Here is a 14828-nt window from a genome sequence, read left to right as displayed (position 1 = left end):
CTCCGTTCAGAGCAAGAGTTAAAGTTCCTACCCGGGAATGCGTGCTAGTTCCAGGCCCTAGAACCGAATCGTTAAACATCTCTAAGGGGTTAAGGACGTGCGATTTGGATAGTACCGACTCTGAACATTGGCGTTCGCGCAGCGTGCGCGTTAGCGCAAGCGCAAACATTACCCCGCAAGGGAGTCGGAGCCAACCATAGCTCCATGGAGGGGCAACCATACCCCTCCACCCCGCAAGGGGGTGCTGGCGGCGGTCAGCCGCTTGAGTCGGTTTTCCTCTCCGTGATCAATCACGGAGCTTCCAACCCTCCCAGGAGTTTTACGTGATTATCAATGTATTTTGACCAATCATACTGGCGTACACAAATTCTCAAAATTCAACAAGATGATGTAGTAGTTCGTTTGCACAATTCCCTCCACAGTGATCAATTAATTTCACGGGTGGCTAAACCCGAAGCAGAAACTAATGGCAGAATACCCCAATTATCCCTAACATCCTCGTTAAACCCTGCATTTAGGGAACAATGGCGACACCAACTCCCGGAACATATTTTTACCAGAAAAGAAGGCGAAGAACCCCAACAAACAGTCCTAGATATATTTAAAGTATCCCAGCAGAAACTATTAATTTTAGGGAAACCAGGAATAGGAAAAACCACCCTACTTTTGAAATTAGCCAGAGATTTAATTAAAATCGCCGAAGAAGACTCAGATAGTGCTATCCCGATTTTATTTGAATTAGCTACTTTGAACAATCCTAAACAATCTATTGATAGTTGGCTGGTTGAAGATTTAAAAAATCGCTATAATTTACCCAGATTTATTGCCAAAAAATGGCTGAAAAATGGTAAAATACTGCCTCTTATTGATGGATTACAACAAGTACCTTTTGAGAAACTAAGTGAGTTTTTCAATGTTCGAGATGGAGTAGTTTGTTGTCGTGATGACCACTATTTACAATCGGGAAAAACTATTGATTCTTTACAAGGATTAGTGTATTTACAACCATTAACTGATCAGCATATTCATAATTATCTCCACTCTTTAGACGGCGGACATATCTGGGAGGTAATACAAAACGACAAAGGATTGCTCACCTTAGCTAGTATTCCCTTATTCCTGGATTTAATAACTGTGATTGATAGGGAAAATTTATATCCTCAAATAGATAGTTATTTGTTTCATAATAACGATGCTGATCTCAGTCAATTGCAGAGTGATTTATTAGATATCTATATTAGCCAAAGGTTAACTAAAAACCTACCCAACACACCAGATAAATCTCATGGCATTTTGAACCATGAACCCGTCATGGCTAAACGGTATCTGCGATGGTTAGCCAAGCGTATGCAAGCACAAAATCAGTCAGAGTTTGTACTACACCAAATCGGACATAATTTCTTGGGTAATAAACTGTTGGAGTTTATTTATCTGATGATTCTTGTGTTGATTTTTGGCGCGACAATCGGCATTCTTATTGGTACAATACATAATTTTTTATGGGATGTATTTTTTTTATGGGATGTATTTTCATCAGGATTTGTGGGGTTGATTGCTGGCATACTAGCTAATGATTTCAACCCGCATTTCTTAAATTATGGTTGGTCTAAAATTAAGAAGGGGGTAATTTTTGCTATGGTAGGCGGCATAATTACTGCCTTAATTGCTGGGATAATGGGGCAGTTGATTTATGGGTTTATTTATGGATTAATGGCTGTCTTGATTATCCTGGCGCTGTTTCCCTTAACTCAAATGGGTATAACTCATATCAAATATCCGAATCAGCCGATTAATCAAGCGGCCCAAAATAGCCTGGTGATGTTCTGTATAGCCTGTCCAATAGGTATAAATTTATCGATGTTATATCTGTATATAACCGGGGAATATATCACCATATTATCAGCAATAATTCCGGGAATAGCCATAGCCTTAATGTTTAGTTTGTGTTTAGGAGGTGCAACTATAATCGAACACTATAGCCTGCGCTGGTTTCTGTTGGATAAAAAAGTAATACCCTGGAATTATGTGGAGTTTCTTAATCAAGCCTGCGATCGCCAAATTCTCCAAAGAGTAGGGGGAAGATATCGTTTTGTCCACGACCTGCTGCTAGAACATTTGGCGGGATAAGTATTCCTGAATTGTGCCTGATATTTACTCAGCATTTATCTGGGGTATTTATCGGGTACAATTATTAATAAAACTTTGAGAAACAAGACATGATCGAAGTCATTGTAATTGGTGGTGGGGCGGCGGGTTTTTTTGGGGCGATCGCCTGTAAAGAAACCTACCCTAAAACCCATGTTACCCTATTAGAAGCTGGAAAAACTCCCCTAGCCAAAGTTCGTATTTCTGGCGGCGGACGCTGTAACGTTACCCACGCCTGTTTTGACCCTGTGGAGTTTATTCGCAACTATCCCAGGGGTAACAAAGCCTTGCGCGGACCTTTTACTAGGTTTCAAGCTAAACATACCGTAGACTGGTTTACCCAGCGAGGAGTTAAGTTAAAAACCGAGGCTGATGGTCGAATGTTCCCCATAACTGATGATTCGGCAACCATTGTTAATTGCTTATTAAATAGCGCCCAAAATGCGGGAGTCAAAGTCAAAACCGGGGCGGCGGTTGTGGGTATTACTCAACTTGAGCGAGGCTTTCAAGTCTGTTTAAAATCCCAGGAAGTTTACCAATGCGATCGCCTATTACTAGCCACAGGAAGCACTCCCGCCGGCTATAATTTTGCCCAAAAATTAGGACATACTATCATCCCCCCAGTTCCCTCCCTATTCACCTTTAATATAGCCGATAAACCCTTGCAGGAATTAGCCGGAATATCCGTAGATTCAGTGAATCTAAAACTAACCGGAACCCCCTTAACCCAAACCGGACCCCTGTTAATTACTCACTGGGGAATTAGTGGACCCGCCGTCTTAAAATTATCAGCTTGGGGGGCTAGATTTTTGCAGGAATGTCGTTATAAAACCCCCTTAATAATTGATTGGCTACCAGAATTAAATATAGACCAATTGCGAGAAATTATCCTCCAGACTAAATCTGAATTTGGCAAGCGATCGCCATCTTCCCACTGTCCGATTAATTTACCCCGTCGCCTCTGGCAATATCTAATTATCCGAGTAGGAATCAACCCCCAACAACCTTGGGCGGAACTATCTAAAAAACACTTAAATCAACTCATCGAAGAATTAAAACGCAGTCGCCATCAAATCACTGGTAAAGGAGTCTTTAAAGAAGAATTCGTCACCTGTGGCGGAGTCAACCTGAAAGAAATAGACTTTAAGACCATGGGAAGTCGGCGGTGTCCGGGGCTATATTTCGCCGGAGAAATTCTTGATATTGACGGCGTGACAGGAGGCTTCAATTTTCAAAACGCCTGGACAACCGGATGGTTAGCCGGACAGGGGATGGGCGGTTTTCCGAACCCCAATTAATCATGAAGCGATCGGGAATTGTTCCATCAGAAATTGAAGTGATCACTGTCAACCAAAACGATCGCCCATTAGAGGAGAGGACACCATGAAAAAATTATACCGCAGCCGTGAACATTGCCAAATCGCTGGAGTAGCCGGAGGAGTCGCCCAATACTTCAATGTTGACCCCTTGCTAGTGAGACTCACCTTTATTATTTTAGGCCTATCCGCCGCCCCCGGCATTATCATCTATGCCATACTGTGGGTATTAGTACCGAAGGAACCCACCCTTCTTGAGGAATTTGAGGATAGCAAAACCTCCAAATTGTAACCCCTAAATGGTAGAATCAAGGGTTGGACACCCTTTTCACAGCAGGCAGTTTCATGAGTGTGGTAGACGATAAAACCGTTGTTCGGCAGTATTTTAATTCAACGGGCTTCGATCGCTGGCAAAGAATTTATGGTAACGGCGAAGTCAACCGGGTACAGCGGGATATCCGCGACGGACACCAGCAAACCGTCGATCGCGTCATAGAATGGCTGCAAGCTGATGGAAACCTAGGCGGCTTAATGGTATGTGATGCAGGCTGTGGAGTCGGAAGCCTCAGCATACCCTTGGGAGACGCAGGGGCGATCGTTTCCGCCAGCGACATTTCCGAAAAAATGGTCGCCGAAGCATCCCAACGCGCCAGAAACCAACTAATCACCCGCGCCAGTAATATCAACTTTATGGCGCAAGACCTAGAAAAATTAACAGGTCGCTATCACACGGTAATTTGCTTAGATGTGTTAATTCACTATCCCCAAAACCAAGCAGCAGAGATGATCTCTCATCTATGTTCCCTCGCCGAAAACAGGATCATTCTGAGTTTCGCCCCCAAAACCTTAGCCCTGAGTATACTTAAAAAAATTGGCGAATTTTTCCCTGGACCCAGCAAAACCACCCGCGCCTATCAACACCGGGAGGCAGATATCATCAAAATTCTCTCAGATAACGGCTTTACCGTTAGCCGAGAATCGATGATTTCTACCAGGTTTTATTTCTCACGGTTGTTAGAAGCCATACGCTGTTGATATTATTAATTTAGCCTCAATAAGGAAGTCAGGGGGATGAAACCATGCAGATATTTAAGCTGATAGTCGCCAGTTTCTTGATTCCCCTGGGGTTGATATTCTGGTTATCCGCTGCTACGGAATTAATTAGCCCCACCAACATATCAGATAATCCCTGGGGGAAAGTGGCGGGGGGGTTGATTTTGGGCAGCATTCCCCTGTTTATGGGGGGGTGGTTTATGTGGGAATGGTATCGCGAAAGACGCAGGGAACTCTACCGCCGCCAAAGACATAAGCGATCGGTATTTCTGCACCTAATTCGAGATCATAGAGGCTTAGTAACGGTTTCTAGCCTAGCCAAAGCCGCCAATATATCTCCCCAGGAAGCTCAAGCATTTTTAGACAGGGCGGTGGCTAAATATCACGGCAATTCACCGCAATTAATAGACGGTGAATATTATTATTTGTTTGATATTGATTAATCACTGCCCAATCTTCCCATTGAAACCCACCAGAGAGACAAGTTAAACCTTGTCTCTTTTCGGTTCATTATGGCTATTTACGGGTTAGTTTTTCACCTCATAAAACTCTAACACCCGTCCATCCCAATCCTTCACCAAAAAATTTAGAGGTCTTTCACTGCGGATTTTAAACTTGAGGGCTTGGGTTTGTACCCGCATCAAAATTTGGTCTAAACAATCGCGATCGAAACAAACATGGCGATGGCGATTTTTTGGACCATAACTAGCACCACTGATAATATGAAGTTGTGTATTTTTCATCAACTGATACCACAAGCCATCAGAAGCCCCTAAATCTTGGTTATTAGCAGTTGATATGTTAGTGGAAAGGTACAAAGGATCGATGCCAGTAGCTCCCCAAGTTTGCTCATAATTATAGTAGTAGTGTAGGGGAACATCAGCCACTGGCAAATTTAGCAACCCCTCATAAAACTGTCTGGCCATATTTAAGTCAGTGACCATAATGGTATGAACCTTGGGGGCGCTAGTCAGGAACATCCACATAGCGACAGCATAAGCGGCCAGTAGCATCACCATTACCCCTTGAGTTGAGAAAATGCTGTCGAGGCCCAATTCGGGTAAAAAAGCACCTAGGGGCAGTGGATGCGGTAGGAAATTTTCTATAATGCTAGTGGCTAAAACCATGAACGATAATAGAACATAAAGAACTGAACTGGATAGCTGTAGCTATGAAAGGTTGCGGGTGCAACATAACTGATAACGCTTTCAGGCCTATTCCAGATTTAGTGATTATCTTAACAAACATTTTGGCAGGCGATGAAACCCACAGTCACCGAAAACGATCGCATAAATGATCTCATCCATGTATTTGTCTACGGGAGTCTCAAACCCGGCGAGTTCAATTACAACCGTTACTGTCTCGGACGCACCATAGAGGAATTACCAGCGTGCGCCCTAGGTGAATTATATTCCCTCTCCCTAGGTTATCCAGCCATGACCACAGGGACGCGCTGGGTATCTGGAGTTATCCTATCCTTCACAGACCCCAGCCTTCTCGCCGACCTCGATCGCCTGGAAGACTACCAAAGCGATCGCCCACCGGAGCAAAACCAATATCAACGCCGCCGCATTCTCACCTACACCCCAGATCTAAAACCTCTGCGTGAGACCTGGGCTTATTTCATGTATCCCCAAGTAGTTAGCTCCTTTCAGGGAGTCTTGATTCCCTGTGGCGACTGGAAACCCAGCTAGAATTAACCTAGGGGTGAGCTATGGGACCTTTAGGAATCACAATCAGCGGTTGATCTATGGTCAAACTAACCGCCTCTGGATTTACAATGGGTAGCAAAGGCTCATTCAGAGCAATTTGTAGTGGTTCCGACTCCACCCGGTTCAACTGAGCAAAGAGAGTACCACCCCCACCAGTGGGAGCCCAACTCGCTAAAACCGCCAAAAACAGAGCGGCGATCGCACCCCCACCACTGACCACCATCAAATTATTCCGGCGTTCAACCTGGTTGAACACAGCACCAGCCAACTGTTGGGCGGATTCAGTATTTTTCGGCCCCGGCATTGAGTGCCAACGCGATCGCAGTTGCATCATTTGCAAATAAGCCGCCTTATATTGGCGATCAATATCCAACCGCTGCTGAACCTGGCGGCGTTCTGCTGGTGTCGCCTCACCATCAATATAGGCTGAAAGTAGCTCATAATACATTGGTTCATCCCAAGTCCCTTCTCCCTGGGACTCAGGATGCCAATTCGGATTTAAATTTCCTAAGCGATCGTCATGGTTAGACTTCATTGGGACACCCCCCTAAAACGCAAGCAGAAATCGAAACCAACGGTCCAACCTTTTTGAATTTAATCGGGGAGAAAATGTAGAGCCACAAAAATCAACAGACCGCCGGTTTCTGACCATTAACTTCCTATTATATTCCCTCCAAACGGAATTAGTCATCATCTCAACTAATCATTTAGATAAGGTTGTAGTTGAGATTGTAACCGCTGACGCGCCCTAGCAATACGAGACTTAACAGTTCCTAAAGAAACTCCGGTGATTTCGGCAATTTCCTCATAAGCTAGGCCTTGAATTTCCCGCAGCACAATAGTAGTGCGGAACACCTCGGGCAAATCAGCGATCGCCTCTTGTAGATGATCATAAAACTCTCTAGTCGCTAAATCCTCATCAGGACCCGGACGATCTGCTGGCAATTCCCATTCCATCTCCCCATCATCAACAGTACGAGGAGCATCGAGAGACAAAGCCGGTCTCACCCGTTTCCGTTTCCGCAGTTCATCATAAAATAAATTAGTCGCAATCCTGCTCAACCACCCTTGAAACTTAGCAGGTTCCTGTAGTCGCTTAATATTGCGGTAAACTCGAATCCATATTTCTTGGGCCAAATCCGCCCGATCTTGCCAATCAGGCGCTAGGTGAAACAGAATCTTATCCACATGGGACTGATAGCGGCGTAATAGTTCTGTAAAGGCAAGACGGTCTGGTTGCAAGCCTTCCTGACATCGTAGAACTAGATCATAGTTCGACAGCTTTTCAGGAGATAATTTAACTTCGGGAGCGGTTGCCGACCCGGAAGACCAGGATAGGGGTACAAATTGACTGATCATGGTTTCAAATTTGCGTATTGAGGCAGGCTGTTGATGTTTGACGCGACATGAACGGATTAAGTTCCTAATGTTCATCTGGTTAGCAGGTAGCTTCACATAAGCCAATACTAACCCAACTACTAGATCCGTCAACCCAATGTTCCTTTTTCCAAATCGGGGCATTATGCTTTAGGGTATCAATGGCATACTGGCAAGCCTCAAAAGCCTCTCGGCGGTGAGGACAACCCACGGCCACCAATACACTAATATCCCCAATTTGTAGATGTCCGATCCGGTGTTGTATAACCACCCGCGTTACATCAGGCCATTGAGTTTTAATCTGTTCGGCAATTTCCTGGAACACCCGCAGCGCCATGGGCTGATAGGCTTGATATTCCAGGGACTTAACCGGTTTGCCGTCCGTTTGATTGCGAACCATGCCACTCATTACCACGATCGCACCATTGGCCGGATCGTCCACCAGATTATAAACATCTTCCAGGGACAACTGCCCTAGGGAAATGGCAAAATCTGACTGAGTTGGTAAAGAATACAGGTTCATTGTTTAATTATTTCCATCTTCGGCAATGTTAATCAGGATCTTCTAATAAGGTAAAGGGGATTGATACATCGGCATTTCGTCACTCTCCGACATTTCTCGAGCCTTTTGTTCCTGGCTGGCGATATCTTCATCACTCATATACTCATCCGCAATTTCCAACAGTTCCGGTATTGTTACAAACTCATAACCCTGCCGTTTCAATTCCGCAATAATTCTGGGGAGAGCCGCTACTGTAGGCGCACGGTTCCCGCCTCCATCGTGCATCAGTACAATGCCACCGGGTTGGGCTTGAGTTAAAACATTACGAGCGATCGCATCTGTACCCGATCGCCAATCCGCTGAGTCCACAGACCACATAATATTAGCTTGATTTTGGCTATGAACATACTGAACCAAACCATTAGTCATTACCCCCCCCGGCGGTCTAAATAGAGCCGTTTTAGTTCCTGTCACCTCCTCAATTAAATCCCCTGTACTATTAATCTCCTTCGCCGCTTCCGCCTGACTTACTTGATGATAACGGTGGTTCCATGTATGATTAGCCAAGGCATGACCTTCATCTGCTACTTTTTTGGCAATCTCCTTGTTGTTATTCAAAGCCGCCCCAATTAAGAAAAAAGTCGCCTTAATATTATTTTTTCTGAGAATATCTAAAACCTGTTCCGTCGTTCGCGGCCAAGGACCATCATCAAAAGTCAGAGCAATAACTTTCCGTTCGGGTGGCAAATTAACCTCTTTTATAGTAGTTCCTTGGAATCGTTGAGGAACCGAAAAAGTAAAGCGTTCATTTTCTAACTCGTTCAAGGCGCTTTGTGTTGATTGTAACCTTTGAGTTAGAGCCAGTTTGACCCCAGGTATTCCTAAATTAGGGACAGGTAGCTGTCTTGAATTATTAGAGTTTTCTACCTCTCCTTGTGTCTGTCTCTCAGCCGCTACTTGCTGACTTATTGGCGGCTGATATGTAACTCTCGCTTCCCGGTCTATATGTAAAGTCCAAGGTAAAGCTACACCCATCACAAAACTACTTAATGCTGCCAATATTGCCAGAGTTAAAACTCTTTGTTGGCGACGATATACTCTGTAGTAAGGCTGAACCACGTCATATCTCCTTCACACCAATTAAATTTTCTGTTAATTTTCACTAGGTAGTTATTATTGGGGAAATTGATCTACAATTACCCTAGGTTACTACAGATTACGCTAATCCCAGCAGATTCACCGGAATTTTAGATAAGTTCAATCCCTGAGACAGTAGCTCTATCTCGGCTCTCCCTTAAACCCCATTACTGGAGCCAGGAGCATCATCATTTTTCAGATGTTCTGTATATAACCTAACAATTTCATTAGTAACTTGCTCAATACTTAGTCCATCGGTACTAAGTTCGATCGCATCAACTGCCTTTCGCAGTGGAGCAATAGTTCGGTTACTATCCAATTCATCCCGTCGGATAATGTCCTGTTTAATCTCTTCTAAACTGGTATTTAAATCACCCTTTTGTTGTAATTCCAGATAGCGACGCTTGGCTCGTTCTTCCACAGAAGCAGTCAGAAAAATTTTCAACTCAGCATCGGGGAAAACATGAGTGCCAATATCGCGTCCTTCCGCCACCAAACCGCCCCGACGACCTAACTGCTGTTGTTGTTTAACAAGACCACGACGGACTGCCACCTGAGCAGCGATCGCCGATACATTGCGGGTAACTTCCTGGGTACGGATCGCCTCAGTCACATCAGACCCATCTATCAAAACCCTAATTTGATCTTGATCAGGAATCAACTCAATCCGTGAACCACTAACCAACTGAGCGATCGCCGGTTCATCATCCACAGATATTTGAGACTGAAGCACCTTCCAGGTAATAGCGCGATACATCGCTCCGGTATCAAGGTACATCAAATTTAAAAGTTGTGCAATATGACGGGTAACAGTAGACTTACCCGCTCCGGCCGGGCCATCGATCGCCACAATAGGCTGGCGAGTATTGAGCATAATATTATCAATCAAACGAGTATTTCCCACAGAGGCGGCGATCGCCAAAAGTCCTATTTCCTCAACAGTTTCCAATTGAACTAAAGTATCTGGCGCAACCAGTTCCAAATATTCTAGCTTCACGCCCGGCACTCTCGCCAGAATTTCCTGCGCCGCCTGTAGCAGACCCGCACGCGATCGCACTCCCTCACCGCATCGCCGCCCCGCCGCCTGCAAAGCCTTATATAAAACTGTAGCTTGCTGTTTCTGTTCCCGTGTCAAATACTGATTACGGGAACTATAAGCCAGTCCCGAAGCCTCTCGAATAATCGGACAGGCCACAATCTCAATCGGCCAATTCAAATCCGCCACCATGCGCCTAATTACCGCCACTTGTTGAGCATCTTTCTGACCAAAATAGGCGCGGTTGGGTTGAATTAAATTAAACAATTTAGCCACAATAGTTGTCACCCCCTGAAAATGTCCCGGACGGGATGCACCACACAGCCGGGACGTGAGCGAGTCAGGGACAATCACACAAGTTTGTTGAGATAAGCCAGTTTCTGTGTTTCCCGTCTCCTCAGAGCCATAAATCTCCTCAACCGACGGAGCAAATACCACATCAACCCCATTTTCCCGACCAAGTGCTAAATCCGCCTCCAAATTACGGGGGTACTTTTGGAAATCTTCCCTAGGTCCAAATTGTAGGGGGTTAACAAAGATGCTAACCACCACTAGATCAGAGCCATTACGAGCCTGACGAATTAAGCTCAAATGTCCTGAATGTAAACCCCCCATAGTGGGGACTAAACCTATTTGCCGATTATGGCAGGCTTGGGAATACGATCGCCAAGCCGCAACAGTTGTAAACAGGCGCATAAAAGTAGTTGTGGGTGCAATAATTGCACCCTAATATCAATCATTCCCTTCATTGTATAGGGAACAGCACCATCCACCTTAATTAGCTGGCGTGATCACCTCCACCGTTACCGGAGCCACCCCACTGCTAATCATACCGATCGCCTGTGCTGCTCCAGCAGACAAGTCAATAATCCGACCTCCGATAAATGGGCCTCGGTCATTAATTCTCACCACCACAGAACGACCGTTATGCTGATTGGTAACACGGACTTCTGTACCAAAAGGTAAATAACGGTGAGCCGCAGTCATAGCATATTGGTTGTAGCGTTCACCATTAGCCGTGCGGTTCCCATGAAAACCAGGACCATACCAAGAAGCCCAACCCTGGAGACGATTAGCCACAGAACGCACAGCTACTGTAGTCACTTCCGGCTCTGGTCTTCCTTCAATGTCGCTGAGGGGTGGCGCATTACCTACCTGTCTCCGCAGGCGGTTAGTAGCTTGTAGTGCATCTGTAGCCAGATCACGGGTATTGTCGGGGAGGATAGTATTACCATCAATGGCTACTAATTTTTCCTCACCTACTTGGATCACATAATTTTTTTCCTGATCATTCCATCGGACTCTGATGGTATCTGCATCAATATTGTCTCGACTGATCTGATTAATTTTGACCGCGACATTATTGGCTCTAGCGACTGGATCGCTGGCTTGTGTGGGGTAAGCCACTATTAAATTACCAGTTGAACTCTCAGCTACATTGACAGATTGATAGTTGATGGGGCGGGCTGTCGTTTCTGAGGGGTTTTGAACAAAGGTGAGAACGGGGATATTACGAACGAAGAGGGTTGCAGCTTGTTTGTCGTCTAATTCATGGGTTTCAATTTGGGTGATGTTCCCCTGTGATCTGGCTAATTGCTCAACATGGCTTCTCCCATCACTTTCTGGACATAAAAGGCGATCGCATTCAATTTCAGCATAAGCTGGCGCGCAAACTGATAGAACCAGTAAAGAAACTAGACCACTCCAAGGTTTTGCGTTCATAAATCTCTTAGATGAAACAACCACGTTTGAACTGAAATTCACTTAAACCCTACATGGGAGCCTATTACAGCACCATAGTCATGGGTACTCAATTTCCTGTTCGCTTGGGTTGAAGGAACTGCAACACACTAGCACGAACTTTTCTATTTGGGGAGCTAGTCTGGGGGCATAGTTTGCCGTCGGACTGACAAACTGGACAGTTTGGTTCCGGCTCAAATTCCCGGTCATCAAGACTTGGGGTAATTTCTACTGACGCAATACTAAGTGGTTCCAAAAAGTATTAAAGTTTCTTATAAGCCTTATAGGAGAGTTCGCGGGCCAAGCCTGAACACAAAAAAACAACAATCAATTATGGATTATCGAGAAGCTGGTGTTGATGTGGTAGCGGGTCGGGATTTTGTTAACCGTATCCGCGATCTGGTACAGGGAACTTATCGCCCAGAAGTATTGGGTGGTTTAGGGGGTTTTGGCGGCTGCTTGGAGTTACCCACAGGCTACCGTCAACCCGTCCTGGTATCTGGTACTGATGGTGTCGGTACTAAGCTAAAGATCGCTCATGCTGTTGACCGCCACGATACTATCGGTATTGATTTGGTGGCTATGTGTGTTAATGATGTGTTGACCTGTGGTGCGGAACCTCTGTTTTTTCTCGATTATCTGGCTACCGGAAAACTAGAACCAGAACAATTAACCCAGGTGATCACCGGAATAGCTACCGGTTGTCAACAAGCTGGATGTGCTTTACTGGGGGGAGAAACGGCCGAGATGCCGGGATTCTATCACCCAGGTGAGTATGACGTGGCTGGGTTTTGTGTCGGTATTGTCGAAAAGCAACAGTTACTTGATGGTAGTCAGGTGAAAATCGCAGATGTGGCGATCGCTTTAGCTAGTAGTGGTCTCCATAGTAATGGCTTTAGTCTCGTTCGTAAGATTATCGCCGCGCGCCAAATTGATTGGAATGACCGCCCTACTCAATTTGAGGGTCAAACTGTTGGCCAGGTCTGTTTGACTCCTACTCGCATTTATGTCAAACCTATTCTGAATGCTATTGCTAAGGGTTTACCCATTCATGGTATGGCTCATATTACTGGCGGAGGACTACCGGAAAATTTGCCCCGAGCTATTCCGGAAAATGCTGCTATTCGCATGATTCCCCACAGTTGGCCGATTCCTCCCATTTTTACCTGGTTGGCGGAATTGGGAGATGTTCCCCAAAGTGCTATGTGGGAAACTTTTAATATGGGTATTGGTTTTGTCGTTTTTGTCCCACCCGATCACGCCTCAGAGGCGATCGCATTCTTTCAATCACACCATATCCCTAGTTATACCGTCGGGGAGGTCGTCCCTGGAAATCGAGAATTAATTGGTTTGGAATAGCAACAGGAGAAGTTTTGGCTAAAAAAAAGCTCCTTTGAGATACAATGATATTTCGCCATCAAATACCAAAGCGACCTTAGCAAAGCAATGTCCATTCAATGGCAGACCGCTAAAACTTACCAAGATATTCTTTATTGTAAGGCGGACGGAATCGCCAAAATTACCATTAACCGCCCGGATAAGCGCAATGCTTTTCGCCCGAAAACGGTATTTGAACTGTATGATGCTTTTACAGATGCCAGGGAAGATCAGGCGATCGGTGTGGTTCTGTTTACCGGGGCTGGTCCCCATACAGATGGCAAATATGCCTTTTGTTCCGGCGGCGATCAGACTGTGCGCGGAGAAGCTGGTTATATTGATGATATCGGTGTCCCCCGTCTCAATGTTCTCGACCTCCAACGCCTAATTAGATCAATGCCTAAAGTCGTTATCGCCCTGGTAGCAGGTTATGCGATCGGCGGTGGTCATGTTCTCCATCTCATTTGTGATTTAACTATAGCCGCCGATAACGCTATTTTTGGTCAAACTGGGCCGAAAGTTGGCAGTTTTGACGGCGGCTTTGGGGCGAGTTATATGGCTCGTGTTGTCGGTCAGAAAAAAGCGCGGGAAATTTGGTTTCTCTGTCGGCAGTATAATGCCCAACAAGCCTTAGATATGGGTTTAGTTAACTGTGTCGTTCCCGTTGATCAGCTTGAGGCTGAAGGGGTCACATGGGCGTTGGAGATTTTGGAAAAAAGCCCGATCGCTATTCGCTGTTTGAAATCCGCTTTCAATGCTGACTGTGATGGTCAGGCGGGGTTACAGGAGTTGGCAGGGAATGCCACTTTGTTGTATTATATGACTGAGGAAGGAGCCGAGGGAAAACAGGCGTTTTTGGAAAAACGAAAACCAGATTTTCGTCAGTATCCATGGCTTCCTTGACCGCTTTCGCGCTAAACAGCGATCGCTTCTCAGGGTTGATCCCTTGAAGCTTCTAATTCTGGGTGAGTTGCAGTTATATTTGGGAAGTCTCCCACCATTGCTTCTCGTAGGGTCGGGAGAGTTTGATTCAGATGAATTACTGTATCCACCGTTTCCCAAGAAGGTGCAAAGACGGGAAGTGCTAGGGGACAAGCTTTCCAACTGCCCTGGACCGGAACGTGGAGTTGATGGCATAGCCCGCCACGTCTCCCCTCAGGAGTGTAGTGTTGACAACAACGACAAGCAGACGTTAACAGGTTTGAAGCTCCCATAGCAGGCTTCCTCGCTCAAGAATGATCCAATACCTATATTCTCGTATATCCTTGATCCCTGCCTATAATCCGTCATCCCTTATCCAGTATGCCTTAGAATCCGTTTTTATCGTTCAGGAAACTTTATAATTGTTTTATATTCTCTTCATATATAGATACAAACTTAGCTAATTTGTTAAAGAAATGTAAAGCATCGGGGATCCAGTTTAAAGACATCAA

16 protein-coding genes are annotated in these 14828 nt (G+C 45.3%); 8 read left to right on the top strand and 8 right to left on the bottom strand.

Annotated features, from left to right (window positions below; translation table 11 throughout):
- Window positions 1–333 precede the first annotated feature (333 nt).
- The 5 genes from HFV01_RS10630 to HFV01_RS10610 all read left to right on the top strand — a co-directional run bounded on the left by HFV01_RS10630 (window position 334) and on the right by HFV01_RS10610 (window position 4957).
- Entirely contained in the window at window positions 334–2127 is a 1794-nt protein-coding gene (locus HFV01_RS10630; RefSeq protein ID WP_006668792.1) for an NACHT domain-containing protein, read from the top strand.
- 89 nt (window positions 2128–2216) lie between these two features.
- Window positions 2217–3443: a BaiN/RdsA family NAD(P)/FAD-dependent oxidoreductase gene (locus tag HFV01_RS10625; protein WP_006668791.1), complete on the top strand. Its 1227-nt coding sequence runs from the start codon at window positions 2217–2219 to the stop codon at window positions 3441–3443.
- A gap of 85 nt (window positions 3444–3528) precedes the next feature.
- Entirely contained in the window at window positions 3529–3753 is a 225-nt protein-coding gene (locus tag HFV01_RS10620; protein ID WP_006625115.1) for a PspC domain-containing protein, read from the top strand.
- A gap of 53 nt (window positions 3754–3806) precedes the next feature.
- A complete protein-coding gene (bchM, locus tag HFV01_RS10615) occupies window positions 3807–4496 on the top strand; it encodes a magnesium protoporphyrin IX methyltransferase (RefSeq protein ID WP_006625114.1) in 690 nt (229 codons plus the stop codon).
- 44 nt (window positions 4497–4540) lie between these two features.
- Window positions 4541–4957: a hypothetical protein gene (locus HFV01_RS10610; RefSeq protein WP_006625113.1), complete on the top strand. Its 417-nt coding sequence runs from the start codon at window positions 4541–4543 to the stop codon at window positions 4955–4957.
- 84 nt (window positions 4958–5041) lie between these two features.
- Here the strand turns inward: HFV01_RS10610 and HFV01_RS10605 are convergent, their stop codons facing one another.
- A complete protein-coding gene (locus HFV01_RS10605) occupies window positions 5042–5641 on the bottom strand; it encodes a VOC family protein (protein WP_006625112.1) in 600 nt (199 codons plus the stop codon).
- Window positions 5642–5773: 132 nt separating this feature from the next.
- On the opposite strand from HFV01_RS10605, the gene HFV01_RS10600 reads away from it, so the two are divergent.
- Window positions 5774–6208 carry a gamma-glutamylcyclotransferase family protein gene (locus HFV01_RS10600; protein WP_006625111.1) on the top strand — a complete coding sequence of 145 codons (435 nt, stop codon included), beginning with the start codon at window positions 5774–5776 and terminating at the stop codon, window positions 6206–6208.
- A 7-nt stretch (window positions 6209–6215) separates the two neighbouring features.
- Here HFV01_RS10600 and HFV01_RS10595 read toward each other — a convergent pair whose 3' ends face one another.
- The 6 genes from HFV01_RS10595 to HFV01_RS10570 all read right to left on the bottom strand — a co-directional run bounded on the left by HFV01_RS10595 (window position 6216) and on the right by HFV01_RS10570 (window position 12000).
- The gene (locus HFV01_RS10595) at window positions 6216–6761 is read right to left on the bottom strand and encodes an anti-sigma factor family protein (protein ID WP_006625110.1); all 546 of its coding nucleotides are present in this window, start codon (window positions 6759–6761) and stop codon (window positions 6216–6218) included.
- Window positions 6762–6925: 164 nt separating this feature from the next.
- The gene (locus tag HFV01_RS10590) at window positions 6926–7585 is read right to left on the bottom strand and encodes a sigma-70 family RNA polymerase sigma factor (RefSeq protein ID WP_396442569.1); all 660 of its coding nucleotides are present in this window, start codon (window positions 7583–7585) and stop codon (window positions 6926–6928) included.
- Window positions 7586–7664: 79 nt separating this feature from the next.
- Window positions 7665–8126, bottom strand: coding sequence for a molybdenum cofactor biosynthesis protein MoaE (locus tag HFV01_RS10585; protein WP_006625108.1), 462 nt, complete (start codon window positions 8124–8126; stop codon window positions 7665–7667).
- A gap of 42 nt (window positions 8127–8168) precedes the next feature.
- The gene (locus HFV01_RS10580) at window positions 8169–9224 is read right to left on the bottom strand and encodes a polysaccharide deacetylase family protein (protein ID WP_006625107.1); all 1056 of its coding nucleotides are present in this window, start codon (window positions 9222–9224) and stop codon (window positions 8169–8171) included.
- A gap of 175 nt (window positions 9225–9399) precedes the next feature.
- The gene (locus HFV01_RS10575) at window positions 9400–10974 is read right to left on the bottom strand and encodes a bifunctional pantoate--beta-alanine ligase/(d)CMP kinase (protein ID WP_006625106.1); all 1575 of its coding nucleotides are present in this window, start codon (window positions 10972–10974) and stop codon (window positions 9400–9402) included.
- Window positions 10975–11052: 78 nt separating this feature from the next.
- Window positions 11053–12000, bottom strand: coding sequence for a septal ring lytic transglycosylase RlpA family protein (locus tag HFV01_RS10570; protein WP_006625104.1), 948 nt, complete (start codon window positions 11998–12000; stop codon window positions 11053–11055).
- A 351-nt stretch (window positions 12001–12351) separates the two neighbouring features.
- On the opposite strand from HFV01_RS10570, the gene purM reads away from it, so the two are divergent.
- Together purM and menB are read left to right on the top strand one after the other, a co-directional pair.
- The gene (purM, locus tag HFV01_RS10565; protein ID WP_006668789.1) at window positions 12352–13377 is read left to right on the top strand and encodes a phosphoribosylformylglycinamidine cyclo-ligase; all 1026 of its coding nucleotides are present in this window, start codon (window positions 12352–12354) and stop codon (window positions 13375–13377) included.
- A gap of 87 nt (window positions 13378–13464) precedes the next feature.
- Window positions 13465–14298 (top strand): 1,4-dihydroxy-2-naphthoyl-CoA synthase, encoded by an 834-nt coding sequence (gene menB, locus HFV01_RS10560; RefSeq protein ID WP_006625102.1) that lies wholly within the window; start codon window positions 13465–13467, stop codon window positions 14296–14298.
- A gap of 29 nt (window positions 14299–14327) precedes the next feature.
- Here menB and HFV01_RS10555 read toward each other — a convergent pair whose 3' ends face one another.
- Entirely contained in the window at window positions 14328–14609 is a 282-nt protein-coding gene (locus HFV01_RS10555) for a hypothetical protein (RefSeq protein WP_006668788.1), read from the bottom strand.
- Between the last annotated feature and the right edge of the window lie 219 nt (window positions 14610–14828).

The organism is Limnospira fusiformis SAG 85.79, from assembly GCF_012516315.1.
Lineage (GTDB): Bacteria > Cyanobacteriota > Cyanobacteriia > Cyanobacteriales > Microcoleaceae > Limnospira > Limnospira fusiformis.
Note: the sequence above shows the minus strand (reverse complement) of the source record. Positions and strands in the feature narration are given on the sequence as shown.